Here is a 25,707-nt window from a genome sequence, read left to right as displayed (position 1 = left end):
CTTTCTTAACATTTTAAAGTTCATTAAAATCCAACTTGAATACCTGCAGTTACCGAAATAGCCTCCGGATATGAATACGCATCGTTTTCAGGGCTAAAAGACTGAAAATCTGTAACAGTTATCAGGTTTTGACCTGTAACATAAAACCTAAGCTTACTTAGTTTCAGATTTTCAAGAATACTGTCAGATAAGGAATACCCTAAAGTCACATTTTGTAATCTGAAAAATGAAGCATCTTCTAAACCTGCTGTAACGTTACCTGAATCCATAAATCTTCTTCCTCGAGCTTCCAATGGTCTAGGACGATCTCCTGTTGGGTTTTCAGGAGTCCAGTAATTAACCTTTACTCCAGATAAAATCCCTCTTGGATTACCTCCTGTTTGATAATCTACCAGGAAAGGGTTGAATTTGGTAACTCCTTGAACTGTATATAAACTGCTAGAAAAATCGAAATTTTTATATTCCATGTTTAGAGTAAACGTTCCATACCAATCAGGTGCCTGACTAGTTATTACACGGTCATCTCCGTTTAACTCACCATCATTCGGATCTCTATCCCAAACCTGAATATCACCTAACTCTGCATTAGGCGTGTTGGAATTATCTATTTGTTCTTGTGAACTAAAAACACCTTGGTATAAGTAATCGTAATAAACATCTATTGGTTGACCAATAAACCATTGATTAGCTACATCATCATCTTCTCTTCCGTCTCCATCTCTATCTTCTCCATACAGGCTAATTATTTTATTACGGTTACTATTAACCACAATTCCTGCACTTAAAGTAAAGTCCTTTTTTCTAATGATATCGGCGTTAAATGAAGCTTCAATACCTTGATTCTCTATTTCCCCAACATTTGTTTTACTGATAGAATAACCAGAAACCGCCTCTAATGCTCTATCTACAAGTAAATCTTTAGTTCTTGTATTATAAAACTCAACTGTACCACTTAATCTATTCTCTAAAAAACCATAGTCAATAGCTAAGTTTAAAGTTGTTGATGTTTCCCATTTAAGATCCGGATTAGGAAGGCTTGGCCCTGGTAATAAACCAGCGGTTTTTGCTCCGTTAATTATATAATCTCGAGGTATTAAAGTATTTAAACTTTGGTAAGGCTGAATCCCTTCGTTACCTACACTACCGTAACTTGCTCTTAGCTTTAAATTATTTACAGCGCTATCGGTTAAAAACTCTTCTTTATGTACATTCCAACCAGCTCCAACTGCTGGGAAATAACCCCATTTGTTGTTATCACCAAATACACTGGATCCATCAGCACGCATTGATGCTGTTAAGTAATATTTTCCGCCAAAATTATATTGTCCTCTGGCAACAAATGAAACTAAATTTCTTTCTAAACCACTAATAGTTGTTTGATTTGTTCCTGCAGAAGCAATTCCATAAATCCCTAGGTTATCATTCGGAAAATTACTCGCCTGATTTGTTAAAGATGTAGTTTGAGTATTTAAAACACTTTGTACAAAAGTTAGATTTAGATTATGGTTATCATTTTTGAAATCAAAATCATAATTAAAGATATTCTCTAACTGCCATGATTTATTCTCATCGTAAGTAATAGAACCTAATCCAAATCCTCCGGCCTGTATACCTAACAAAGATTTAGAAGAGTTATAAATAATAGATTTTCTATTTATTGTATTTCTGCTGGCGTTAAATCTATAGTTTAAACCTTTAAATGGTTTAACATCTAAAAATACATTAACGATATCACGTTTGTCTTCAATATTATTTGTTATCTCATTTAAATCTAACAATGGGTTAAAACTATCTTGAACTTCACTTGGATGAATTTTCAAGCTTCCGTCATCATTATAAACCTGCCCTAGTGGAGATGTAGTAATTGATCTCAACAACATAGAAGCAGCATCATCTGTATATGCTACACCTGGATTATCCTTTTCAGATATTTGATATGAAGTATTTAAACCAACTGTAAACCATTCGTTAATTTTTTGATCTAAATTTAATCGGATTTGTCCTCTGTTGAATTCGGAACCTTTAATTAGACCTTCCTGCTTTAAATAACTGAAACTAGAATATACCTTAGTTTTTTCTGAACCTGCAGAAACACTAACATCTCCATTTGTAATTACTGCTGAATTATTAATAATCTTATCCTCCCAGTTAATGTAATCACCTGATGCTATAGTTTCTAATTCAGAAGCAGAAAACACCTGATCATCTGGTAAAAACACTCCACCATTAGATGCTCTAAATGCTTCTCTTTTATAAGCGATGAATTCATCACCATTATAAGTATCAAAATGTTTTTGTAATGATTGTACACCTGTGTATCCATTAAAATTCACCTGAACTTTACCTTCTTTACCTCTTTCAGTGGTTATTAAAATAACACCATTAGATGCACGTGCTCCATATATAGCTTGGGCGGCAGCATCTTTAAGAACTTCCATAGAAGAAATATCATTAGGGTTAACATCATTCAAACTAGTTACCTGAACACCATCAACGATAACTAATGGATCATTACCTCCGTTAATTGATCTTTTTCCTCTAATTTGGATTGTTGTGCTACTACCTGGGCTGGCATCAGACGTACTAATTAATACCCCTGGCGCTTTACCTCTTAACATCTCCCCAACATCCGAACTAGGTACTTTAACAAGATCAGCTGTTTCCACTTTAGATACAGAACTAATTAAATCACTTTTTCTTTGAGCTCCATATCCTACTACTACAACTTCATCTAAGGCAGCTGCATCTTCTTGTAAAACCACCTTAATTTGTGATTCTCCATTTAATTTATACTCCTGAGATTTAAATCCAACGTACGAAACAACTATTGTTGTATTTAGATCAGAAACTTCTAAACTAAAATTCCCATCAAAGTCTGACTGAGCTCCATTTGTAGTTCCCTTTTCTAAAACATTAGCTCCTGGTAATGGTTGTCCATTTGCATCTGTTATTGTTCCTGATACGGGAAATTTCTGCTGCATCAAGGTGCTCACTTTCGGCTTAGGTTTAACAATAATACCCTTTCCGTCTGTTACTATAAACTCACAATTTGTTTGAGGTAAACTTTTAGTTAATAAATCACGGGTTTTTATTACGCCCTTTTTAACTTCCACCTTAGGAAAGTTATCGAACATACCTTCTTCATAAATGAATTTGTATTCGGTTTGACTCATTATTAAGTCGAAGACTTCATCTACAGTTAATACTTTATCTTCTTTGATCTCAATCTTAGAATTTTGAGATACAACATGATTAGGGATAATAGCAAAAACTGCTGTGCAGAAAAAGAAAATGAATGTCCTCATAATAATTAGCAATAGCTGCTTTCTGCTTAGAAAGCAACAATTAGTAAATTTAATTTTCATAAATTAGTCGATTATTTAGTTAGTTAATAAAAATTAATTAATTGGTAATGCTTAAAGGGGATAAAGCATAAAAACTTGCTGGTTAGACAACTTTATCCTCTTCTTTTTATTCCTTAAGTTTATATCATAGGCAAATCTTGATTTAGTTGATTATATTTTATAAAATTTAGTTTCTCTTTATTTAAGTGTAACCGTTTTTCCCTCTATAGAATACCCATTTATTGAGGTGGAATTTATGATAGACAGAATCTCCTCTAAACTTTGATCTTTATCTAAAATCCCTTTGAATTTAATTTCTTCAAGCTCCTTATTTTCAAAAACAACATTAACGTCATACCATCTGGACACAACTTTCATCATATCTTTTAAACTTTCATTTCTGAAACTAAAGATTCCCTGTTTCCAGGAAATAATCTGGTTAACATCTACTTTTTCTACCTTAAAAGATTTTTGTTTTTTGTCTAGGATTGATTGCTGATTTGGCAAAAGATTTTTGGAAGATATTCCATTATCAACCAATACCTTCCCTTCTACAAGCGTTGTAAATACCGCTTCCTCATCAGAATAAGCTTTTACATTAAACTCTGTACCAATCACTTCTATTTCCTGAGATTTATTTAAAACTTTAAACTTAGCTCCTCCATGCTCTGTACTTGGAGAGACATCAAAATAGGCTTCTCCATAAACGAGCTCTACTTCTCTGGTTGTTCCTTGTTTGAAAGCAACAGGATACTTTAACTGTGATTCTGAATTTAACCAAACTTCAGTGCCATCGGAAAGAACTATATAAAATTGACCTCCCCTAGGTATCGTTAAATAGTTATATAAAATTTTGGCAGATTTCCCGTTTTGCTTTTGATAAACAATCTTTTCTCCATTGCTCTGAGCATTGTTCGTTTGAAATGGATTCTTTTTATCAAGTTCTATAACAGAACCATCCTCTAATGTTAAAGTCGCTTTATCTGTTCCTGGCAATATTGGAGTAGTTACTACTTGAGGTACTTCTATAATCTCATTGTAAGTATTGTTAACTTTAAAATAAACCAGGGCACAAATACCTATAATTGCAGCAGCAGCTGCAAATTTATAGATGGCTCTTATAGGTAATTTATAAACCGGGATACTCTTATTGGATTTAGATTCAATTGCTCCCCATGCTTTTTCTTTATCTATCTGAGAATAGTCTTCTAGACGATCTATTAAATCCTCTATTTTAATCTCATCGACATGCGTGTTTTCTTTATAAAATTGTCCAAGTTGATTTTCATCTGAATCTGACAAAAGACCCAACTTCTTTTTTATAATTAATCTCGATATATTGAAGATTTCGATCATTACTTTTTATCACTGTTTTATTAAGGAACAACTCAATTACTAAAAAGTACTATCGAATTTTGATTTTTTTTTAATTTTTTAATTAAAATATTGTGAATAGGTCTATTAAACTTACCGTTTTAACAGCAAAAAACACCTACAAGCCTTTATAAACAAAGAGATTATGATATTAGCAAGAAAAAAATTAATTGATTAGCAAAAAATAAATAATTGCGCTTAAATCTTTAAACTCTTCTCTTAAAATGTTATAAGATTGTGATTTTAGTGTTTTAACAGTTTGAAGTTTAATCCCCAATCTTTCTGAAATTTCTATATTTCTTAACCCTTTTAAGCTCAGTTTAATAATCTCTTTCTTTCTAACGGGTAATTTTTCTATAGCAATATATAACTGACGTACTACCTCCTCTTCTAAAATCTGATTTAAAAACAGATTATCATCGTCCAAAGATTTAATAGTACTCTCCTGATATTTGATTTTTACTTTTTGATGTTTAATTACATTGTAACATTTATTTCTAACTGCTTTATATAAATAAACCTTAATGGAAATATCATCAGAGAATGAATTATTGCTCTCCCACATAGTAACTAAAACATCTTGTACCAAGTCTTCACACTCTGCTTTAGATTCCAAAAATCTATTGGCATACATGACTAAGGCCTCATAGTAGAGGTCAAAAACTTCTTTTAATTTGTCTTTAGTTAACATTAACTATTAATCTGTCTTGAGGGATTTAACTGTTTAGCTCTTTAGCACAAATTAATACAAATTTTTATGAATTGACTAATTATTAATATGAATTGGTTGCTGCAATTTTAAACCTTTAAGTAATTTACTACAGGGGTTTTTAAATACATTCGTAGAAAATATTTAACTTGCTTTAATGTTAACTATTTCTTTTTAAAGCGCATTTGAATTGAATTTTCGTCACCTATACGCTAAACAACACCTATGAATACATTGCAATGGAATAAATTCAAACACCTGCTCACAAAAGAAGAAATCTCAGCTAAAACAATCTTACTTAATGAAGGTGAAATTTCAAGAAAAGTGTTTTTTATTGAGAAAGGCTGTTTAAGATCTTGGTTTAACAATAATGGAAAGGATATCACATTTCAGTTTTTCACAGAAGGTCAAATCGTGGCATCTATTGAAAGTTTTAAATCAAACCAACCAAGTTTATTTACTATCGAAAGTATAGAATCCTCTGTTATCTATTGGATGTCCAAAACCGAATTCGATAGAATCTTAGAAGAATCTCCAGACGTAAAAAAACAATTTGAAGATCTCACCTTCGATAGACTAATCACTTACCAAAAACTATTTCTTTCCAGAATAAAAGATAATCCGGAGAAAAGATATCTAAACCTACTTGAAACTCATCCTGAAATTATTTTAAGGGTTCCACAGCACTACATAGCATCCTATTTAGGCATAACGTCTGTTTCCTTAAGCAGGATTAGAAACCGAAGATAGATTTCTTAACAATTGTTATCGTCAAAAAAATGAATTGATAGGACATTTGTACAATATTAAAAACAGTACAAATGAAAGTAGTAATAATATTCAACCACCCATACGAAGGTAGCTTTTGCAATGCCATTTTAGAATCTGTATCTAGAGGTCTTATTAAAAATGGCCATGACATTGATTTAATACATCTTGACAAAGAAAATTTCAACCCTGTAATGACATCTAATGACCTCAAGGCCTTTAGGGATAAAAAACCTGTAGATCCTAAAGTTATAGAGTACAACAATAGAATTAAACAGGCCGATCACCTTATATTTATTTTCCCCATCTGGTGGGAACTCATGCCTGCCATGACCAAAGGGTTTATCGATAAAGTCATCTTTCCAGGAGTCGCATACGACTATTCCAATACTCAAAATACGCGGATGAAACCGCTTTGGAACAACCTTAAAGGCATAACCATCTTAACAACCATGAACACGCCTAAATTCCTCTATTGGGCTATTTTTGGTAACGCTATTAAGAAAGCAATGCTATTAGGAACATTCTGGAAGCTGGGATATAAAAACCGAAAATGGATTAGTTTCAATAACGTAAAACAAGTCTCCCCAGAGAAAAGAGAGCAATGGTTAACTAAACTAGAGCATCGATTTATGAAAATGAATCAATGATCTAAACATTTAACGGTATTTTTTTTTAAAAGTACAAACAAAGAAAACCCTTATAAAATAAGGGTTTTCTTTGTTTTTGTTTGTGATGTTTTGTGTGATTATTTTCCGATACAGAAATTAGCAAAAATATTACCCAGTAACTCATCGTTCGTAACCTGACCAGTAATTTCACCGAAGTAATACAAAGCCTGACGAATATCGATAGCCAATAAATCTCCAGACAAACCAGAATCTAAACCGTAGCGCACTTTTTCAATCTCTTCTAAAGCTTTTAACAACGAATCGTAGTGTCTTGTATTTGTTACAATGGTATCGTTATTTCTTAAAGCTCCGGTATTTACAAAACTTAGCAATTTATCCTTTAATTCTTCGACACCAAATCCAGTTTTTGCCGATAATAAATGTAAATCTGAAATCTGAATTTTAATGTTTTCTATCTCGGTTTCTGAAAGCTTATCGATTTTATTAGCTATAATAACAATTGGCTTTTGCGGATATTTGTTCTTAATTTTTTCAATTTCAATCTTAAACGATCTAATGAAACCGTCTTCTTTAAGATTGGTGCTATCTGCTAAGAAAACCACAACCTGAGCTTGCTCGATTTTTTCAAACGTCTTTTTAATACCGATGCTTTCAACCACATCCTGAGTTTCTCGAATACCTGCAGTATCTATAAACCTGAAACCAATTCCTCCTATTGAAATTTCGTCTTCAATGGTATCGCGAGTGGTTCCTGCAATATCTGAAACAATAGCACGTTCCTCATTTAAAAGGGCATTTAACAAGGTAGATTTACCAACGTTTGGTTCACCTACAATAGCAACAGGAATTCCGTTTTTAATAACGTTACCTACAGCAAACGAATCGATTAAACGCTTTAATACAACACTAATGCGGTCTACTAAATCTTTAAACTGTGATCTGTCTGCAAACTCGACGTCTTCTTCAGCGAAATCTAATTCTAATTCTATTAAGGAAGCAAAATTCAATAACTCTTCACGAAGTTTCGCGATTTCAGATGAAAATCCACCACGCATTTGTTGCATGGCGATTTGATGAGACGCCTCATTATCACTGGCAATTAAATCGGCTACAGCTTCCGCCTGACTTAAATCTAGTTTTCCATTTAAAAATGCTCGCAATGTAAATTCTCCAGGCGTTGCGGTTCTACAGCCTTTTCTAAGAAACAACTGAATAATTTCCTGTTGAATATAATTAGAACCATGACAAGACACCTCAACCACATCTTCACCGGTATAGGAGTTCGGGTTTTTAAAAACCGAAACCAACACCTCATCAATCGTTTTTGGTCCATCGACAATATGTCCTAAATGTATGGTATGGGTTTTCTGTTTGGTAAGCGATTTATTATTTACAACCGACCTAAAACAACTATCGGCAATAGTAATAGCATCTTTACCTGATAAACGGATAACAGCAATGGCACCTGCTCCCGAAGGTGTTGCCAAGGCAACTATGGTATCTTGATTAATCATAAGGTTTAAACTAAATAAATGCCGTCTGGTTTAATCTCAATTTTCTTGTCTTTGTATAATGAACCTACTGCTTTTTTAAAGTTCTTTTTACTCATTTGAAGCAGATCCTTAATATCTTCAGGGTTCGATTTATCGGTTAAGTCTAAATAACCGCCATTATCTTCTAACTCCTTTAAAATACGCTCGGCATTTGGCTCGATATTTCTATAGCCAATTTGCCCCAATGATATATCTAATTTATTACCGGGACGAATCTTCTTAACGACACCTTTTAACTTATCGCCTACGCTTAATTCTGTAAAAATTTGATCGTTATAAACTAAACCAGTATGTTTTTTATTGACAATAACGTTCATGCCAATTTCTGAAGGATGTGAAACAATTAAATCGACTTCATCAAACTGCTTAACGGTAAGTTCCTTATTGCTCAAAAAACGGTTGGTTTTACTCGAAGCGACTAACCTTTCAGTTTTCTCGTCCATATAACAATGCACCAGATACCATCCTTTAGGCTTCATTTTAAAGGCTTGTTCTTTAAACGGACAGAATAATTCCTTTACCAGACCCCAATCTAAAAAAGCTCCGAAATCGTTTACCTGACTGCATCGCAATAAAGCGAATTCGCCTAATTTAATATAAGGCATATCGGTAGTGGCTACCGGACGTTCTTCATTGTCTAAATACACAAAAACATCTAGCTTATCCCAAATTTTAAAAGTTTCTGGAACATACCTGTTTGGTAGTAAAACCTCGTTATTTTCTTCATCTACTAAGTAAATACCATGATCGGTTTCACGTAGAATTTCTAATGTATTAACTTGCCCTATATTTATCATGCTGCAAAGGTAATAATATTAACACGAGTTTTTCCAATAAATATAAGACATAAAAAAAGCGCTGCAATATATAATTACAACGCTTTTCTATGCATAATTAAGTGTATTCTAATAAACAGATTCTTTACCGAAGTGCTTCGTTAATAAGTAATAAACCACCGCTCTGTATTTATTACGATTAGATTTACCATATTGCTCCATAACAGCATCAATACCTGCGTCTAAATCTGGCCCGTCTGCTAAACCTAATTTTTTAATTAAAAAATTGTTTTTTACAGTAGCTACCTCTGCTTCATCTGATCCTGAAACTGTTGCTGCATCAGCGTTATAAATTGCAGGTCCACAACCTATTGTAACTTTTGTTAATAAACCCATATCGGCATCAATACCACATTTCTCTTTTAAATCGGCAGCATATTTCGCAATAAGCTCATCTCTTTTACTCATAATAATGTCTTTTATAAATTAATAAAATTAGTTGTTTTAAATATACTTAATTTTATGACACTGTAAAAGGGAAATAGTCACATATAACACAGATTTTACATACGTCAATTAACAAAACGCGAGCAAATCTATAAAATACCGTTACTTTAAAAACTCAAAATAATTTAAAAGGACTTTGTCGTTAACTTGTTTAGGCGTAAAAACCTCAAGTAATTTTGGTCTTTCACCGTTTTCGTAAAAACCTTCTAAAGCATACTCCAAAGAGGTTTCCTCGTTAGCTGTTATATACTCGAAACCATACATCTCACTTAAATGCTTTGCTGTTAAATTATGATTGGTTTCAAAGTAAGTATCGAAATTTTCAGTATCCTTATGCCCAGGAAGAATTCTAAAAATACCGCCACCTGTATTGTTCACTACTATAATTCTGAAATTAGCCGGTATATAGTTATTCCAAAGTGCATTACTATCGTATAAAAAACTTAAATCACCAGTAATAAATGTGGTTTGCTTTTCATTGGCAACTGCACAGCCTATCGCTGTAGACGTACTACCATCGATTCCACTGGTTCCTCGATTACAATACACCTCCAGAGTTTTATTTATTGTAAAAAGTTGAGCATAACGAATTGGTGAACTATTGGCTATTTGTAATATTGTGTAATTAGGAACAGCATTGAACAAATAATTAAAAACCTTAAAATCACTAAACGGAATTTGATTTAAATACTGATTATGTTTTTCCATTCGTTGAGTTCTTACCTTCTTCCAGTCAGAATGATAATGGCTCTTTACATAATGCGTAAGTTTTGGTAAAAACGTTTCGAAAAACTGATTTGGTGTAACCTCCAAGTGATTACTTAAACAAAAAAATGTATCGTTGGCATCCTTCTTACCAATATGCCAGTGTTCCCTAGGCTGATATTTACGTAAAAATGCTTTAATTTTTTTAGAAACAATCAGTCCTCCAAAAGTTACAAGAATATCAGGCTGTAGCTCCTTTTCTTCTTCCTCTGTTAGAGGCGCAATCATTTGATCGATACTCGGGAAAAAGCTGTCGTGATATAAATTCGATGTTGTCTCTGTAAATACAATAACACTATCGTCTTCAGCCAATTCATCAAGCCATTTTCGTTCTATCTCATTAGGTTGATTTACTCCAACCAAAACCATCTTTTTGGTAGCAGCATTCCAATCTTCCAGACATTCCTGCAGCGTATACGTTTCAATCGTTTTTTGCTTCACTGAAAACTCTGTTACCTTAGGCGATACACTTAATTTATCAACCGTTTGATACAACGGTTCATCAAAAGGAATATTAATATGAACCGGACCTTGTTTTATAATGGAATGATTTATTGCCGTTTGAATTTCTTCCTCGTTATACGACTGAATATCTTTCTGAAGTCCTAAAAAACGCTCTAATCGGTCTTCAATGTTCTTAAATATTGGTAAATCTTCATTCCCAGGAAGGTTATTCTCATCCTTTAAATCTAATTTCAGATTCGCTGAATACAGAATATGATTATCAAAAACGTTTTTCTGATTTATCGTTTGTCCATCACCAATACCAATTAAATGCTTTGGTCGATCTGCCGACAAAACTACTAACGGAATATCGCTGTAAAACGCTTCAGCTACCGCCGGATAATAATTCAACAAAGCACTACCCGATGTACATACCACAGCTGTTGGCTCCTGTATTTGTTGCGCAATACCTAAAGCAAAAAAAGCAGCACATCGCTCATCGACAATACTATAACACTTAAAATACGGATCGTTGGAAAAACCAAGTGTTAATGGAGCATTTCTACTTCCCGGAGATATTATAATATGTTGAATGCCTTTAGCCTTACAAAGCTCTATAACAGTTTGAGCAAGAGGGATATTTGGGTACATCATAGCTTTTTAATGAGTATGTAAAAGTAATAATAGCGTAGCAAATACCCTAATTACAAAACGTTTTTCATCACTTTAGATTTCGATACCGTTTCTTCCCATTCGCTTTCCGCATTTGAATGTGATGTGATACCGCCTCCAACATAGATAATTGCAGTACTATTTTTAATTTGCATGCAACGTAAATTCACATACAACTGGGTACTTTTCTTAGGAATGGCATATGCCCGGTTTTCTATATTACGTCGCCCTGAACGGGGTTTAGCGACGGTTTCTAAATTTAATTCACCTAAAAAACCTGTATAATATTCTCTATTATAGTTTTCATTTTTTAAGATAAACTCTTTTGACTCCTGTTTAGGCAAACCACAAACGGCTGGCGTTGGATGAATTATTGAAATGACATCCTTTAACGCTGAATTAGAGTCCAGTCGTGCTGAAATTAGAGTTCTTAAATGAACCAGATTACCGGCTTTTACCGTCTCTGTTTTCGAAACTTTTAAATGGCCTACTGAAGGCTTAATGCTATCTACAATAAAATCAGTTACAAATTGTTGTTCTTCCCTTTCCTTATTCTGCCAGGTCACATCAAGTGTACCGTTGTATTCCTGAGTGCCGGCTAATGACATAATTGAGAACTGCTGACCTTCAATTTTTATCAAAGTTTCGGGAGTCGCGCCTAACCATAAACCCACTTTTGGATGATACCAGCAATACGCAAAGGCTAAAGGATAATGATTAAGAAGACTTTTAAAAATTTCAATAGGATTAGTTTCTTTAATTTCTACGTCTTCCTGTCTTGATAACACTACTTTTTCAAAAGCAGCATCTTTAATAGCTTCAACCCCTTTGTTAACCAAATTAATATGAAAGGCCTTTTGCTCGCCTGTCACAACAGATAACGGCTTACCGTTAAGTTGTGTTGGTATTACCTCATAATCTGAACAAATAATTTTTGAAGCATTATCTGCAGGCAACAAAATAGCATCTAAAGTATCATCGAAAGGTGCAAAAACAAATCCTTTCTCTGTAAAATCTTTGGTAATATGTAACGTATTATCCTTTTGTAAAAACGCCGATATAGATGATTCTCCTGGTTTTCTATAAGCAACAAAAGGCAACTCGTTATTGTATTGGGTTTCAATACAGGTAAAAAAATTAAATAAGGTCATTAACTATCTTTGTTTTGGTAACGAAATGGTAGATAATTTACAAACCGAGATTAAATTATTGTCTTCATCGGTTACTTTGATATCCAGCAACTGGGTTGTTCTTCCTTTATGAACAAACGTTGCTTTAGCATAAACAAAGCCCTCACGAATACTTTTTAAATGGTTTGCTGAAATTTCTATACCACGCACAAAAAACTTTTCGGTATCTATAAAAATATGCGAAGCAAAACTCCCTACACTTTCTGCTAAAGCGGCTGTTGCACCACCGTGCAAAACACCATCAGGCTGGTGTACTCTCGAGTTTACAGGCATACGAGCCACTAAAAAATCATCACCATAATCTACAACTTCAATTTCTAAGGTTTCCATTAAAGTATTTTTGCAAGCTGCATTAGCTTGAGCTATTACATTCTCTTTAGATAATGGCATTTAATATTGTATTTTTATTAGCGCAGGTAAAAATACAAAATGCTAATCAAAGGCATGAAAAATTAACCTTTAATTAAATTTACCTTATTAATAATTTTATGAAAGCACCTACTTTAGAAAATAACCGTGTTAAACTAACCTTATTAGATTTAAGCAACTACAAACACCTTTTAGATATTGCACAGCAACCCAATCTTGTTCAGTATTCGCCGAGTAAAATTGACACCCCGGAAGACTTAAAAGATTATGTACAAACTGCGGTTGATGCATATTACCACCAAACAGCAATCCCTTTTATTATTTTTGACAAACAACTGAACTCATATGCCGGAAGTACTCGTTTTGCTCTAGTAAACTGGCAAAACAAACTTTTACACATTGGCTGGACCTGGATTGGCAAAGAATTTCAAGGAAGCGGATTAAATACACAAATGAAATACCTAATGCTTGAATATGCTTTTGAAACGCTGAACTTCGACAAAGTTTGCTTCACCGTAGATGAACGCAATACAAAATCAAGAAAAGCAGTTGAAAAATTAGGAGCAACCTTAGAAGGCATCCTAAGAAAAGATGTTTTAATGCTGGACGGTTTTAAGCGTAGTACTTGTTATTATGGCATTTTAAAAGAAGAATGGCCAAAAATAAAATCAACTATAGTAGCCCAGCTTTAAACGTTGTCCTAAACCAATAAACATAGAAAATAGCATTAAAAACAGCAAACACATTAAAACACTATTAATTAAGGTCTGTTGCCAACCTATTTCCAAAACATTAATAAACGGGTACGGATAAAACCCGGAAAACATACCTCGTGTTAATATATATATTAAATACACCAACGGGTAAATCAACCATTTCGGAATTAAAGACCAAACAACATGTTTGGCTCCATCGTACAAAAACCAATACACCACGGTTAAAACAGGAATAATACTATGAAGTAATTCGTCTATAATAATCTGAAAACCTTCAGGTGTCCAGACCGATCTCAATAAGGTTTGATATACTACGCAAACCACCGTAATATAAACCGCAATTGGTGTTAACCATGTTTTGTAATCCACCTTTTGAAAGTTTAAACTTTTCATGGTAAAAAACAGTGCTACAATGGTGTTTGTTAATATGGTGAAATAACTAAAAAACCGTTCTATCGATTCAACCGAAGACATGGTTTTATCCATTAGCATCAAAAAAAACTGCATTATTACGGCAAACCAGCCCAATATAGCAATACTATAAGCCAACCGTGTTTTCATAAATGGTTAATATAAATGTTATTTACAATTGGTTTTCACCAGAGGCATTTTAGAAGAATAAGCAATACTATCTCTAAACTTAAAGGCTGTTCCCGTTTCGTTTAAGGTGCCGAATCCTTCAATTAGAGTATCTTTTTTCACTAAAAACGCGACTTCCCTAACGCTTTCTATACCTTCCGATATAAAAGTAAATGTACCCAGAAGCTTATCGCGATACAACTTCCCTCTAAAATTACCCATGTTCTCATCTTTTTCGTGATACCTGTAGTTTAACCGACCGTAAACATCGTCACTCACATCGGTAATTTGAAATAGCAACTCATTTCCGTCTCCACTATATACGTAGCAACCTGTCTGCAAAGATGTTGTGTAATAACCACAGCCTGCTAAGGTATGATTTGCTGTTTCTCCTGTATAATTATAATTAATAGTTACAGCATAAGGAAACGACTCGCCTGACATAGCGTTTATACAATTGCGTTTTGAAATCTGAATCGTTAAAACCACAGCTTCTGTTTCTACATGATAACGCTTTACGTTAGCATCCATAGCACGAACAGGATCAATATGCGGTGTTATAATGGTATCACTCATCATCTTCAATTCAATTTTATTATCTGCAATTTCCAAACCCCAAAATGTTTCGGTTCCTGCTGCTTTAAAATAAGAACCAGACTCAAGTGTTTCTGAATATTCTTTTTTTGTTTGAACTTTCAACGTGTCTGATAATTCAGTATCTGAAGTTTCCAATTTTTCAGTATTCTTATTTTTACATCCAATGAGTAAAATCAAGAAACCTATGAATACAAAAGCAAACCTAAACATGACTTATGGTGTTACTTTTTTGAAGCGCATCATAGGTAAATCGCCCATCAATAAATTCAATTTTCCATCGGCATCAATACTATAAGCATCTATTTTCTTCATAGTTTTAAGAAATACCACTTCTCCTCCACCTTCACAAAACATTAAAGTTGTTGGTCCCGGCTCTCCGAAAGACAATTTATTTCCTTCTAAAGTATAATCTGCCGAATATCCATTACAGCCATTGTTTCCCATAACTTTCCCTTCTTCTTTACTAAAAGTTATTTGAGGTTTTTTGTTCGGATAAAGACCATCAAATGCTATTCGAGGTCCTGTAACATATTCTAGTTCCCATGATGAATTATATATGGCATCTGTTGTAGACTGTGATGTTTTACATGAAAAAACAAATAGAAGACAAGCAATACAAAAAGTTAAGCTTAAGTATTTCATAAGTTAAGGTTTTTAATATGTTCCTTACGAAGTTAGCTTATTAATAACTTAAAATCAAACGTTTTAACGATTCCAAATATCTTTTAACATAAAAAAAACATAGCAACCATAAATAGAGTATTTGATGGTTGCCATGGTTTATATTTTATTAAAAATGAAAAGATTAATATCCGCCTCGAATACAGTCGTGAACCTTTTCTTTATATAACTGAGTTAATGCCTGATGCACAATGGGAGATAACGTGTTTAAACCAGATGCCTGGGCATTACCTATAACCTGTTGCTTTGAACTGGCTCCCGGAATAATTGTACTCACAGCTTCATGGTCTAAAATCCAGCGTAAAGCTAATTGCACCATGGTTAATTCATCGGGAAGTATATTTTTCTTTATTTCTTTAACAAACTTTAATCCCTTTTCAAAAGGAAGGCCTGCAAAAGTTTCACCAACATTAAACGCTTGACCGTCGCGATTAAAGTTTCTGTGATCATCTTCAGCAAAAATGGTATTTTCATTAAATTTTCCGGTTAACAAACCACTCGCTAATGGTAATCGCACAATAATTCCCACGCCTTTGTCCTGTGCCTGTGGCAATAATTCGTCTACCAATTTCTGACGGAAAATATTGAAAATAACCTGTAAGGACAATAAACCTTCCTGTTGTAAACAAATTAAACCTTCTTCAACGGTTTCTACACTTGCTCCAAAATGCTTAATTAAACCTTCCGATTTCAATTCACGTAACCAATCGAATACCTCTCCGTCTTTTAAAGACTGTGTTGGAATACAATGTAGTTGTAATAAATCTAAACTATCTGTTCCTAACCGTTCTAAAGAACCTTCAACAGTATTTCGTAATACCTCCTTGGTATATTTATCTGGGAAAGCATTGGCCGCTCTTCCAAATTTAGTAGCTACCCGAATTGGATTTTCACAGGTTTTTAAAAATTCGCCTATTAAAGCTTCACTTTTTCCGTTACCGTATACATCCGCGGTATCAAAAAAAGTAATATCCCTTTTTACAGCTTCGTTTAAAATTTCGAATGCCAATTCTTTCGACAAATCTTGCCCCCAATCGGCACCCAATTGCCAACATCCTAATCCAACCTCACTAACCTGAAAGCCATTTTGTCCTAAATTTCTATATTTCATTATTGTTTAGTTTCTTCTTTTTACCAAACAAAGTTAAAACAAACTATTAAGAATTAAATATCTTATTCAACTAAGCGTTTTACAATTAATGAAACAGGCAAAACTTCAGTGGTGTGCTCAATGCTTGGGCCCGCCACCCAAACCGTTTTATATGTCGCTTTGGTAGCTGCATTTTTTGTAGCATTCATCCCTATTGAAAACCGAATCATTTTCACCCACTTTTTAAGTTTTTTATGTCGGTTTAAAACCGATTCAAGCCAGGTAGCTTTGGTTCCTATTTTTTGAACATAAGGCGTATTAATAACTGTACATGGTGTACCTGAAATACGCTCAGTCATAACAATATCGCCGACACCATATTTAATACAGGCTTGTTTATATTCGTCGGTGACATTAGCCTCTACCGAAGCAATAAACGGACTTCCAACCGAAACTCCAGCAGCACCGTAATTCAGCATCCTGTCAACATCGGCTTTACATCCCACACCTCCGGCAGAAATAACAGGGATTTTACATTGCGCCGTTAGTAATTTTATAAGTGTTTCAGGTGATAAATCGCCACGATGTCCTCCGGCTTCATTATTAACGGCAATTACCGCATCGGCCCCCAAAGCTTCCACTTTTCTGGCATACTTTAAGTCCACCACATCACAAAATACTTTAATACCATATTTATGAGCTTCCTTAATAGTTTCTTCAGGACTCCCTAATGAAGTTATAATAAAGTCGCAGCCTTCTTCACAAAGTACCCGTAACTGTTCCTTATATTTAATATTCGATTTGTTAACGATTAAATTAAATCCGAATGAGCCTCCTTGAACTTTAGATGCTTTTAAGTCTTTTATAGCAACTTTTAATTCGTCTAAAGTTCGGTAATTAAGTGCAGGAATACACCCGGCAATACCCTCGTTCATAGCTGGCTTAACCATTGCAGTATTCGACACCAAGAACATTGGCGCCTGAATAATTGGGTATTTTATATTAAGAAGTTTGGTAAGTTTAGTTGACATTTTAAAAATGAATTTCAACAAATATACCAATTATTATGCGTGCATAACACTTAAAGTAATGTAAATATTAAAATTGATAATATCCACATTTTAGGTAAGCGCCTTCTTCAAATGCTACAGGATGATCGATATCATGATACGTTTTTAATTTTATTGTATAAGACCGTTTTACATTACTTAGAACCTGCTGATTGATATCGAAAAAAGCCTGTGTTGTAACTCGAGACGAGCAAGAAGCCAAAACCAAAAGACCGTTTTTTGCAGTGAGTTTTTCGCCTAATTCTGCTAATTGGGCGTATTTTTTCTTTGCCAAGTCTACTTCTGAAGCCTGTTTTGCAAAACTAGGCGGATCGATAACGACTACATCAAAAGTTACTTTGTTATCGATAAGTTTTTGAAGCTCCTCAAAAGCATCACCAGTAATAATTTTATGTTCTCCGGTATAGTCATTAAGTTTACCGTTTTCCAAAGCAATTTCTAAAGCCTGCTTACTAATATCTAAACTGGTAACCGATGTTGCTCCGTTATATAATGCATGTACCGAAAATCCACCGGCGTAGCTAAATACATCTAAAACCGATTTTCCTTTACTCCACTCTCCTACCTGTTTTCTATTGGCTCGATGATCTAAAAAATAGCCTGTTTTATGCCCTTTAATAACATTTGCAGAAAACTTCACATTGTGCTCAACAAACTCTACTACTTCATTTTCAAGTGTCCCGAAAACCACTTCTCCATTTTCCAGATTATGTAATCTAGACTGCTCCAGACTTCTACTTAAACGCATCACTACCGTTTTAGCACTTGACACCTCCTGCAAACTTGGAACAATACTTTCTAAATATGGCAACCAGATTTCTGAATAAATTTTCACCACTAAAACCGAATCATACACATCGGCAATTAAACCTGGAAATCCATCATTTTCACCAAACAACAAGCGATAGCTATTGGTATTGGTTTGAAGTAATTCGTATCGTTTGGCAAATGCTTCTTCTATTCTATTTTGAAAAAATTCAGCATTTATTTCAACCTTTTCAAAACCACTATTAAGCATTTTTATACGAATTGGTGAATTTTCATCGTAAAGTCCAATACCTATAACACGATTCTTACTTTTATCGAAAATAATAGCTAAATCTCCCGACTTGGCATCATCTTTAATCTTGGAAATATTATTTGAAAACACCCATGGATGTCCTTTTAACACAAACTGTTCGCCTTTAGTATTTAGTTTAACGGCTAATCTGTTTGGCTTGTAAGTTGATTTTAATTTATTGGAAAAGGACATGATTTTAAACTATAAATTTCAAGTGTCAAAAGTATTTCATTTAAAACGCTTATTAAAACAATTCTAACCAAAAAATTAGGGTTACTTAATTAAAAATGATTAAATTTGGTAACCCTGAGGCCTTAGCTCCTCCTTAATAATCTTTATTAGCACTAATTGTTTCCTAAAATGGCCAAAGAAAATAAAGATTATATCATCCCTATTTTGAAAGAAAATCCTTTATTCAAAGAGATTTCAGATGAAGAATTATGTGCTTTCCTTAAAATTTCATCTGTAAAAAAATGGCCTAAGAACACTTGTTTATTTGACGGAGACAGTACGCTTTACAATTTTTATATCATCATATCCGGAAAACTAAAACTCTATTATTACAACAAAGCTAAAGATCGTAAAATCACTCTGTTTTTATTAGTTAAAAACGATGCTTTTGATGTTTCTCGTCTATTAAATTTTTCACAACATAAAGTATACTACGAAACTTTAACCTGTGCCAACATACTTACTACAAATTCGATTTTATTAAAACGATGGATGATGGATAATCCTGAATTTTACAAATCCTTATTACATTATACACTTATTAAACTTAAAGACTTAGAAGAGTATGTTACCAGCTCCTCTATTGATGATACTTCAACGAAACTAGCAAAACTTCTCATAAATAACGTTAATCATTCTTCAAATCAGATTGAAAAAATCAACGACTTACCACATAAGGAATTAGCTCAACTTATTGGTACCACACGCGCCGTATTAAACCGTCAGATTCAGGTTTTCAAAAAAGAAGGCATTATAGATATCAGAAATAAAAATATAGAAATCAAGAACATGGATTTACTTTTAGATAAATTAAAAAACAACTGATAATCCAAATGTTAAACATTTATTAAAACAACAAAAAGTGCTACTTGGGTAGCAAACAACTGTGCATTTTCCGACTAGTTTTACAGTATAAAATTTTTCTCCCTGAATAATAGTGGTAGCAAATTGTTTAATTAAATCTATTATTATGAAAAATTTTTTACTGGCTCTAACTATTTTAGGATTTGCCAACCTATGTTTCTCTCAAATTGAAGATAAACGCCATCCGCTTTATATGGCGTCGACTATGGATGATTACTTTAAAGAATCTCCTACAGCAAAAGAAAAAGAAGCAAATATCAATAAGATATTGCGAGAAAGAGAACCTAATTTTGCTTCAGCAAGCAAAAATTCAAGTTTTGAAGAAAACCTTTTAGCTGTCTTAAACGACAACTTTATGATTAATGACAATTATGTTTTTGAATCTTTAAAAGAAAAAGCTTCGTCTCCTGAAACAACAAAAAGTCACTTAAATGATGAGTATTACAATGCTGTTGCTGTTTCTGCAGACTGTGAACGTATAAATGCCTTAGAAACTCTTGTTGCTAATTTCGATATTACCAAACATCAATTTTATAATGAACGTTCTAATAGATTTGAAATTGGATTTAAAGAAGGTGATGATAAAAGTGGACAGATAACTGCAGTTTTTGATGCTGAAGGTAATCTAATTAAATCATTTGAACGCTTTAAAGATATCAGACTTCCTCGTGTTGTTTTAGATGCCATAAACGATGAATACCCTGGTGCAATTATAAAAACCAACACATACATTGTTTCATACAACGAAGACTCAGGAACAAACAAAATTTATAAGGTAAAAATAGATGCAAACGGAAATAAAAAATCTTTGAAGATAAATAGTAATGGTAAGTTTATTTGAGTTATTATTTGAATTAGTCAACTAAAAGCACAATCAAAATCTCTGGTTGTGCTTTTTAATTTTATGTTAATTAACCTTATTCAGTAAAGCCTGAAACCTAGGTTCTTCTCTTAAAGGTTTAAATCTTACATCTTGCTTTAATCCCCAAAAGAAAAGCCCCTGACCTCCTACTTCATAATCCTTTTCTAACCAGGTAAGAGTATTTTCGACATCGCCTAATCCCATATAAATGGTTGCAATCATAAATGGAGGCACATAAACCATCTTATTTTTGTTCAGTTGATATTCTAATATTTCTCTGGCTTTTTCATACTCGCCAATTTTCCCATAACAATATCCAAGCATCCAGTTAGTATTAGATGCTACACTTCTTGATGTATAAAGGTCTATGGCTTCCTGATACTTACCTAAACCTGATAAATTAGTAGCCTTCATCCAGATAAGCATATTATTGTTTGGAAACAATTTTAACGACTCATCCATTTTATCAATCGCTTTTTGAAATTCCCCTAGATAATAATAATGTTGTCCCATGTCGCCTAAATACTTAGAAGACAACGGATCTAATTTAATTACTTTATTAAAATTTTCTTCCATCAACTTAAGGTTTCCTTCAAAAGCATAAATCCACGCTAACTTATCGTATGCACTAACATAACTAGGGTTAATCTCTGTTGCCTTCTTTAAGTACAATATGGCTGTTTCTCTTTGATATTTATAATAACTAATTGCTCCTAAAGCACCGAATGTTCCTCCATCACTTGAATTAATAGCTAAAGCTTTTAAAGCGGGTATAGAGGCAAGCTCTAACATTTTTTTAGGGGATTCCCTTCCCCAGAAAATATATTCAAGATACGTTTCTGCTAATCCAACATAAGCTCTGCAAAAATTAGGATCCAGTTCTGTGGCTCGTTTAAATAATTGTTCGGCTTTTTTAAGTTCTTCAACCTTACCTCCTCCACGATGCAAAAAAGCTTGTCCTTCTTTAAACACACTATAAGCCTCAGGGTTATTTGTTGGTAAATTATTTAAACGGGATTCTTCGGTTTCACTCAATCGAATTTTAAGAGCATTAGCAATATCTTTTGATACATCGGTTTGTAATTTAAAAATCTGAACCATGGTATTGTCGTAATTGTTAGCCCATAAATTTTTATTACTTGTAGCATCTACCAAATTAGCATTAATACGCACCTGATTATCATTAACACGAACACTACCTTCAAGAATATAATTAACATCTAACTCCTTCGCTATTTGTTTAATGGATTTAGCAGTGCCTTTATAATGCATAGCCGATGCTCTAGAAATCACTTGAAGATGTTGAATTTTAGAAAGATGTGTTATAATATCTTCAGTAACACCATCGGTAAACGCCTCAGAATTTTCATCTAAATTCACACTGTTAAATGGTAAAACGGCAATGGTTAAATCATTTAATTGGTTATTATCTAAATTTTCAGGTCTCGTAAGCAATAATGTTGTGATAAAAGCTAACAATATGACTAACAAAACAGCTGCTTTTCGTTTAAAGCTTTTGAATGATTTCCCTATTCGTTCTTCTGTTTTACCATTAATCTCAGATAAACTCGGAACAACAACACCTTCATTGGCTACTGCAAAAACAGGCATGGTTTGATTCACATTTTTAAATTCGAAAACATCAAGATATTTAGTTTCAAATTCACTTTGGTTTCTTAAATCATCATTAACTTTATCTGAAATTAAAATACTTCCTGGAACCGCCAATGATTCTATTCTAGACGCAATATTCACAGCATCACCTATAACATCGGTTTCCGTACGAATAATATCACCTAAATGCACTCCAATACGAACTGGTATAATTGGTTCTTCCTGAAAATGCTGCTGCATTTTAATGGCACAATTTATAGCCGAAATTGAACTTTTAAAAACACTTAAAGTTCCGTCTCCATAATATTGAATAAGTTCTCCACCACATTCTGTTGTAGACCTATTAAATATTTCTCGATGTTTTTGTCGAATATGCACAGCTTGTTTTTCATCCTTTTGCATCAAGGCTGTATACCCTTCAATATCGGTAAACATAATTGCTACAAGCTGTCGTGTTTGTGTCATTTTATCTGAGTGGAAAATGTTTAATACACTAATTTAAAACATTATCCTTAAAAACAACATATTTCACATAATTACTTAACTAACAGAATTCTACACGATATTTATTTATATTTATGGAAGTAATGCAACCAATATGCCAGACGTTTTTAATAATAGTGTTTCCGAATTTCTTACCGGGGTTCCTTTTTTTACCGAGGTTTCCAGACCTTCTTTAGATAAACTATGCAAAGCATCTAAAACTGAAACCTTTTTAAAAAATGAAAGCATACTTACGAAAGGAGATGTTGGTGATTCTATGTTTGTTATCCTTGAAGGCCATGTTAAGGTTCATGAAGGAAATCATATTTACTGTTTTCTTAAAGCTGGTGAATGTTTTGGTGAATACGCTTTAATTGATGATCAAAGACGTTCGGCATCGGTGACTACCGTTGAAAAAACAAACGTCCTAATTATTGATCGTAAAAACTTTGTCAACTTAATAAAAACCGACACTGGCTTTGCCAACGGTATTTTATCTGTTTTAATTAAACGGCATCGGGAACTCGATATTATTCAGGAACGATTGGCCAGCTCAAAAAAAGATATTGAAATTGCTCATTCTAAAATGAGCGGACTCATTAATGGCGCGATGGATGCCATTATTATGTTTAATCAGAATTTTAAAATCACCCTTACCAATCCCTCTGCAAACAAATTACTGGAAAACGACGATGTGCTACAACGAAACGTGCTGTTCTTTTTTGATGATGACAGCGCCGATTTAATTGAAACCATAGTTAACAATGAAATTGATAATGATACCATAAACCAATTCCTTCCTCAGATAATAAAGGTTATAGGTTCCAACAATACCGAAACATTAAACGAAGGTACTATTAGTAAATATGGTGTCGAGAATGATTACTATTATACCTTAATCTTAAGAAATACAGAAGATAGAATCCGTGCCGAAAACAAAATCAATCAATTAACTAATCAGGCACAGTATCTTGAAGAAGAAATTCAGGAGCTTACCAGTGGTTATGGCATTATTGCCGAAAACCAAAACATGAAAGCGGCTTTAAACCTTATTCATCAGGTTGCAAAAACTAATGCCACGGTATTAATTCATGGTGAAACCGGTACTGGAAAAGAACTCGTTGCCAGAGCTATTCATAAAGAAAGCGACCGAAGCGATAAACCCTTAATTAAAATTAATTGTGGAGCTATTCCTGCCAATCTTATAGAAAGTGAATTGTTTGGTCATGAAAAAGGCGCCTTTACCGGAGCCACAGCCAGCCGAAAAGGACGATTTTTATTAGCTGACAGAGGCACTATTTTTCTTGATGAAATTGGCGAAATGCCTTTAGACCTTCAACCCAAACTGTTGCGCATTATCCAGGAAGGCGAATTTGACCCTGTGGGAAGCTCTGAAACTATTAAGGTCGATGTACGTATTATTGCCGCCACCCACCGTAACCTAAAAACTTTTGCTAAAGAAGGCAAATTCAGAGAAGATTTATATTACCGCCTTAATGTATTTCCTATTGAAGTTCCTGCTTTAAGAGAGCGTGGTGAAGACGTGGTTTTAATTGCACAGGAAATGGTTAACCAGTTTTCAAAAAAAATGGGAAAACTTCCTCTTGCCCTATCTGAAACTGATAAAACCTTATTGATTCAATATCATTGGCCGGGAAATGTTCGTGAGCTACAAAACCTGATTGAACGTGCTGTTATTGTTTCAAAAAACAAAAGTCTCAATTTACCCAGTATTATTCCTCTTCAAACAAATGAAGAAACCAAAACTACAAAACCCACACCTGATAAAATTTATACTGCCGGAGAATTAGCTTCTTTGGAAAAAAACAATATTCTCAAAGCGCTAAAACAGACCAAGTGGAAAATATCCGGCGAAAACGGTGCAGCTGCTCTTTTAAAAATACCTCCTACCACTTTGGCTTCAAAAATTAAGGCCTTTGGTATAGAACGTCCTCTGTAAATTCACGAAATCTCGTAAATACACTAACGAAATTTCGTAAATATACGATTTTCAGTTAGTTAACTTCACATCTTTCAATCACGCAAATCATTGATTTTCAGTATTTTAAAAAGTTTGGCACGCCAAATGCATTTACTATGGCAACGAATCAATTAATCAAATTAATCAATTTAAAATTTAGAAAACATGATTACAACAGCAAATGTAAAAAACGGAGTAAACGTAGACCAATTAGTAGAAACCATTGGAGCAGTTCAACAAAATCCAGAATTAGCAAAATTCCAATTCAGATCTAAAAACAACTGGATTGATGGCGGACATTGTGTATCAAGCATTAAAGAATTTTACGGCGTAGGACAAGAAGATACTTCTCGTCAAGAAACCTTCACTATGGAATGTGACCACCCAAACGTTTTATTAGGTAACGACACTGCTGCTACACCACCTGAAGTTGTATTACACGCTTTAGGATCTTGCTTAACAGGAGCTATGGTCTACCACGCCGCTGCAAACGGTATTACCATTGAAGGTGCCGAATCGTCTTTAAAAGGTAACTTAGACTTACACGGATTCTTAGGATTAGATCCTGAAGTTAGAACCGGATTCGACGGTATCACCTTTACTTTAAAAGTGAAATCTGATGCAAGCGTAGAACAACTTGAAAACCTTGCTAAATTCTCTCCGGTATTCGACATGATTACCAACCCAACGCCTGTTAAAATAGAAATTGTAAAACAATAGGCTAACCAAAAAAATGGCTACTATAAACTAACCGGTAGCCATTTTTTTATCACTTA

The 25,707-nt window shown here is 33.7% G+C and carries 23 protein-coding genes; 7 read left to right on the top strand and 16 right to left on the bottom strand.

All coding sequences use genetic code 11. From position 1 onward, the window contains the following. Positions 1 to 23: 23 nt before the first annotated feature. The 3 genes from R1X58_RS13015 to R1X58_RS13005 all read right to left on the bottom strand — a co-directional run bounded on the left by R1X58_RS13015 (position 24) and on the right by R1X58_RS13005 (position 5,409). On the bottom strand, positions 24 to 3,305 hold the full coding sequence (locus R1X58_RS13015) for a SusC/RagA family TonB-linked outer membrane protein (protein ID WP_240574493.1): 3,282 nt from the start codon (positions 3,303 to 3,305) through the stop codon (positions 24 to 26). A 237-nt stretch (positions 3,306 to 3,542) separates the two neighbouring features. After that, positions 3,543 to 4,700 (bottom strand): FecR family protein, encoded by a 1,158-nt coding sequence (locus R1X58_RS13010; RefSeq protein ID WP_240574495.1) that lies wholly within the window; start codon positions 4,698 to 4,700, stop codon positions 3,543 to 3,545. Positions 4,701 to 4,884: 184 nt separating this feature from the next. After that, positions 4,885 to 5,409 (bottom strand): sigma-70 family RNA polymerase sigma factor, encoded by a 525-nt coding sequence (locus R1X58_RS13005; protein ID WP_240574497.1) that lies wholly within the window; start codon positions 5,407 to 5,409, stop codon positions 4,885 to 4,887. A 243-nt stretch (positions 5,410 to 5,652) separates the two neighbouring features. Here R1X58_RS13005 and R1X58_RS13000 point away from each other — a divergent pair, with 243 nt between their 5' ends. Both R1X58_RS13000 and R1X58_RS12995 read left to right on the top strand, forming a co-directional pair. After that, complete coding sequence (locus R1X58_RS13000) at positions 5,653 to 6,177, top strand: Crp/Fnr family transcriptional regulator (RefSeq protein WP_240574506.1); 525 nt, start codon at positions 5,653 to 5,655, stop codon at positions 6,175 to 6,177. Between the two features lie 71 nt (positions 6,178 to 6,248). Continuing rightward, on the top strand, positions 6,249 to 6,845 hold the full coding sequence (locus R1X58_RS12995) for an NAD(P)H-dependent oxidoreductase (RefSeq protein WP_240574508.1): 597 nt from the start codon (positions 6,249 to 6,251) through the stop codon (positions 6,843 to 6,845). A 98-nt stretch (positions 6,846 to 6,943) separates the two neighbouring features. Here the strand turns inward: R1X58_RS12995 and mnmE are convergent, their stop codons facing one another. The 6 genes from mnmE to R1X58_RS12965 all read right to left on the bottom strand — a co-directional run bounded on the left by mnmE (position 6,944) and on the right by R1X58_RS12965 (position 13,124). After that, positions 6,944 to 8,341 (bottom strand): tRNA uridine-5-carboxymethylaminomethyl(34) synthesis GTPase MnmE, encoded by a 1,398-nt coding sequence (gene mnmE / locus R1X58_RS12990; protein WP_240574510.1) that lies wholly within the window; start codon positions 8,339 to 8,341, stop codon positions 6,944 to 6,946. A gap of 5 nt (positions 8,342 to 8,346) precedes the next feature. Beyond that, positions 8,347 to 9,177, bottom strand: coding sequence for a CvfB family protein (locus R1X58_RS12985; RefSeq protein ID WP_240574512.1), 831 nt, complete (start codon positions 9,175 to 9,177; stop codon positions 8,347 to 8,349). 108 nt (positions 9,178 to 9,285) lie between these two features. Beyond that, positions 9,286 to 9,624 (bottom strand): DUF2853 family protein, encoded by a 339-nt coding sequence (locus R1X58_RS12980; RefSeq protein WP_240574514.1) that lies wholly within the window; start codon positions 9,622 to 9,624, stop codon positions 9,286 to 9,288. Between the two features lie 141 nt (positions 9,625 to 9,765). After that, on the bottom strand, positions 9,766 to 11,526 hold the full coding sequence (gene menD, locus R1X58_RS12975; protein WP_240574516.1) for a 2-succinyl-5-enolpyruvyl-6-hydroxy-3-cyclohexene-1-carboxylate synthase: 1,761 nt from the start codon (positions 11,524 to 11,526) through the stop codon (positions 9,766 to 9,768). A 50-nt stretch (positions 11,527 to 11,576) separates the two neighbouring features. Beyond that, positions 11,577 to 12,695: a chorismate-binding protein gene (locus R1X58_RS12970; protein ID WP_240574518.1), complete on the bottom strand. Its 1,119-nt coding sequence runs from the start codon at positions 12,693 to 12,695 to the stop codon at positions 11,577 to 11,579. 3 nt (positions 12,696 to 12,698) lie between these two features. Further along, entirely contained in the window at positions 12,699 to 13,124 is a 426-nt protein-coding gene (locus R1X58_RS12965; protein WP_240574520.1) for a PaaI family thioesterase, read from the bottom strand. A 98-nt stretch (positions 13,125 to 13,222) separates the two neighbouring features. On the opposite strand from R1X58_RS12965, the gene R1X58_RS12960 reads away from it, so the two are divergent. Beyond that, entirely contained in the window at positions 13,223 to 13,795 is a 573-nt protein-coding gene (locus R1X58_RS12960; protein WP_240574522.1) for a GNAT family N-acetyltransferase, read from the top strand. Here the strand turns inward: R1X58_RS12960 and R1X58_RS12955 are convergent. The 6 genes from R1X58_RS12955 to R1X58_RS12930 all read right to left on the bottom strand — a co-directional run bounded on the left by R1X58_RS12955 (position 13,772) and on the right by R1X58_RS12930 (position 19,088). After that, positions 13,772 to 14,380, bottom strand: a complete 609-nt coding sequence (locus tag R1X58_RS12955; RefSeq protein WP_240574523.1) for a Pr6Pr family membrane protein — start codon at positions 14,378 to 14,380, stop codon at positions 13,772 to 13,774. The genes R1X58_RS12960 and R1X58_RS12955 overlap by 24 nt on opposite strands. 18 nt (positions 14,381 to 14,398) lie before the next feature. Beyond that, positions 14,399 to 15,205 (bottom strand): hypothetical protein, encoded by an 807-nt coding sequence (locus tag R1X58_RS12950; protein WP_240574525.1) that lies wholly within the window; start codon positions 15,203 to 15,205, stop codon positions 14,399 to 14,401. 3 nt (positions 15,206 to 15,208) lie between these two features. After that, positions 15,209 to 15,637: an META domain-containing protein gene (locus R1X58_RS12945; protein WP_240574527.1), complete on the bottom strand. Its 429-nt coding sequence runs from the start codon at positions 15,635 to 15,637 to the stop codon at positions 15,209 to 15,211. Positions 15,638 to 15,800: 163 nt separating this feature from the next. Further along, on the bottom strand, positions 15,801 to 16,787 hold the full coding sequence (locus R1X58_RS12940; RefSeq protein ID WP_240574529.1) for an aldo/keto reductase: 987 nt from the start codon (positions 16,785 to 16,787) through the stop codon (positions 15,801 to 15,803). Positions 16,788 to 16,849: 62 nt separating this feature from the next. Continuing rightward, a complete protein-coding gene (locus R1X58_RS12935; RefSeq protein WP_240574538.1) occupies positions 16,850 to 17,797 on the bottom strand; it encodes an NAD(P)H-dependent flavin oxidoreductase in 948 nt (315 codons plus the stop codon). A gap of 67 nt (positions 17,798 to 17,864) precedes the next feature. Beyond that, a complete protein-coding gene (locus R1X58_RS12930; RefSeq protein ID WP_240574540.1) occupies positions 17,865 to 19,088 on the bottom strand; it encodes a class I SAM-dependent rRNA methyltransferase in 1,224 nt (407 codons plus the stop codon). A gap of 168 nt (positions 19,089 to 19,256) precedes the next feature. On the opposite strand from R1X58_RS12930, the gene R1X58_RS12925 reads away from it, so the two are divergent. Then, positions 19,257 to 19,952: a Crp/Fnr family transcriptional regulator gene (locus R1X58_RS12925; protein ID WP_240574542.1), complete on the top strand. Its 696-nt coding sequence runs from the start codon at positions 19,257 to 19,259 to the stop codon at positions 19,950 to 19,952. Positions 19,953 to 20,097: 145 nt separating this feature from the next. Continuing rightward, positions 20,098 to 20,832 (top strand): hypothetical protein, encoded by a 735-nt coding sequence (locus tag R1X58_RS12920; protein ID WP_240574544.1) that lies wholly within the window; start codon positions 20,098 to 20,100, stop codon positions 20,830 to 20,832. A 66-nt stretch (positions 20,833 to 20,898) separates the two neighbouring features. Here the strand turns inward: R1X58_RS12920 and R1X58_RS12915 are convergent, their stop codons facing one another. Beyond that, positions 20,899 to 22,932 (bottom strand): tetratricopeptide repeat protein, encoded by a 2,034-nt coding sequence (locus R1X58_RS12915; RefSeq protein ID WP_240574547.1) that lies wholly within the window; start codon positions 22,930 to 22,932, stop codon positions 20,899 to 20,901. 133 nt (positions 22,933 to 23,065) lie between these two features. On the opposite strand from R1X58_RS12915, the gene R1X58_RS12910 reads away from it, so the two are divergent. After that, positions 23,066 to 24,910: a sigma 54-interacting transcriptional regulator gene (locus R1X58_RS12910; protein ID WP_240574549.1), complete on the top strand. Its 1,845-nt coding sequence runs from the start codon at positions 23,066 to 23,068 to the stop codon at positions 24,908 to 24,910. Between the two features lie 186 nt (positions 24,911 to 25,096). Continuing rightward, positions 25,097 to 25,651 (top strand): OsmC family protein, encoded by a 555-nt coding sequence (locus tag R1X58_RS12905; protein WP_240574551.1) that lies wholly within the window; start codon positions 25,097 to 25,099, stop codon positions 25,649 to 25,651. Positions 25,652 to 25,707 lie beyond the last annotated feature (56 nt).

Origin of the sequence: Aestuariibaculum lutulentum, from assembly GCF_032926325.1 — a bacterium.
Taxonomy (GTDB): Bacteria; Bacteroidota; Bacteroidia; order Flavobacteriales; family Flavobacteriaceae; genus Aestuariibaculum; species Aestuariibaculum lutulentum.
This window is presented reverse-complemented; position numbering and strand designations above follow the sequence as displayed.

Coding starts and splice junctions, on each gene's coding strand:
- mnmE (WP_240574510.1), bottom strand. CDS start 8,341: ATGATTAATCAAGATACCATAGTTGCCTTGGCAACACCTTCGGGAGCA.
- R1X58_RS13010 (WP_240574495.1), bottom strand. CDS start 4,700: ATGATCGAAATCTTCAATATATCGAGATTAATTATAAAAAAGAAGTTG.
- R1X58_RS13000 (WP_240574506.1), top strand. CDS start 5,653: ATGAATACATTGCAATGGAATAAATTCAAACACCTGCTCACAAAAGAA.
- R1X58_RS12995 (WP_240574508.1), top strand. CDS start 6,249: ATGAAAGTAGTAATAATATTCAACCACCCATACGAAGGTAGCTTTTGC.
- R1X58_RS12905 (WP_240574551.1), top strand. CDS start 25,097: ATGATTACAACAGCAAATGTAAAAAACGGAGTAAACGTAGACCAATTA.
- R1X58_RS12945 (WP_240574527.1), bottom strand. CDS start 15,637: ATGAAATACTTAAGCTTAACTTTTTGTATTGCTTGTCTTCTATTTGTT.
- R1X58_RS12955 (WP_240574523.1), bottom strand. CDS start 14,380: ATGAAAACACGGTTGGCTTATAGTATTGCTATATTGGGCTGGTTTGCC.
- R1X58_RS12915 (WP_240574547.1), bottom strand. CDS start 22,932: ATGACACAAACACGACAGCTTGTAGCAATTATGTTTACCGATATTGAA.
- R1X58_RS12935 (WP_240574538.1), bottom strand. CDS start 17,797: ATGTCAACTAAACTTACCAAACTTCTTAATATAAAATACCCAATTATT.
- R1X58_RS12960 (WP_240574522.1), top strand. CDS start 13,223: ATGAAAGCACCTACTTTAGAAAATAACCGTGTTAAACTAACCTTATTA.
- R1X58_RS13015 (WP_240574493.1), bottom strand. CDS start 3,305: ATGAGGACATTCATTTTCTTTTTCTGCACAGCAGTTTTTGCTATTATC.
- R1X58_RS12910 (WP_240574549.1), top strand. CDS start 23,066: ATGCCAGACGTTTTTAATAATAGTGTTTCCGAATTTCTTACCGGGGTT.
- R1X58_RS12980 (WP_240574514.1), bottom strand. CDS start 9,624: ATGAGTAAAAGAGATGAGCTTATTGCGAAATATGCTGCCGATTTAAAA.
- R1X58_RS13005 (WP_240574497.1), bottom strand. CDS start 5,409: ATGTTAACTAAAGACAAATTAAAAGAAGTTTTTGACCTCTACTATGAG.
- R1X58_RS12950 (WP_240574525.1), bottom strand. CDS start 15,205: ATGTTTAGGTTTGCTTTTGTATTCATAGGTTTCTTGATTTTACTCATT.
- R1X58_RS12970 (WP_240574518.1), bottom strand. CDS start 12,695: ATGACCTTATTTAATTTTTTTACCTGTATTGAAACCCAATACAATAAC.
- R1X58_RS12965 (WP_240574520.1), bottom strand. CDS start 13,124: ATGCCATTATCTAAAGAGAATGTAATAGCTCAAGCTAATGCAGCTTGC.
- R1X58_RS12925 (WP_240574542.1), top strand. CDS start 19,257: ATGGCCAAAGAAAATAAAGATTATATCATCCCTATTTTGAAAGAAAAT.
- R1X58_RS12940 (WP_240574529.1), bottom strand. CDS start 16,787: ATGAAATATAGAAATTTAGGACAAAATGGCTTTCAGGTTAGTGAGGTT.
- R1X58_RS12985 (WP_240574512.1), bottom strand. CDS start 9,177: ATGATAAATATAGGGCAAGTTAATACATTAGAAATTCTACGTGAAACC.
- menD (WP_240574516.1), bottom strand. CDS start 11,526: ATGATGTACCCAAATATCCCTCTTGCTCAAACTGTTATAGAGCTTTGT.
- R1X58_RS12920 (WP_240574544.1), top strand. CDS start 20,098: ATGAAAAATTTTTTACTGGCTCTAACTATTTTAGGATTTGCCAACCTA.
- R1X58_RS12930 (WP_240574540.1), bottom strand. CDS start 19,088: ATGTCCTTTTCCAATAAATTAAAATCAACTTACAAGCCAAACAGATTA.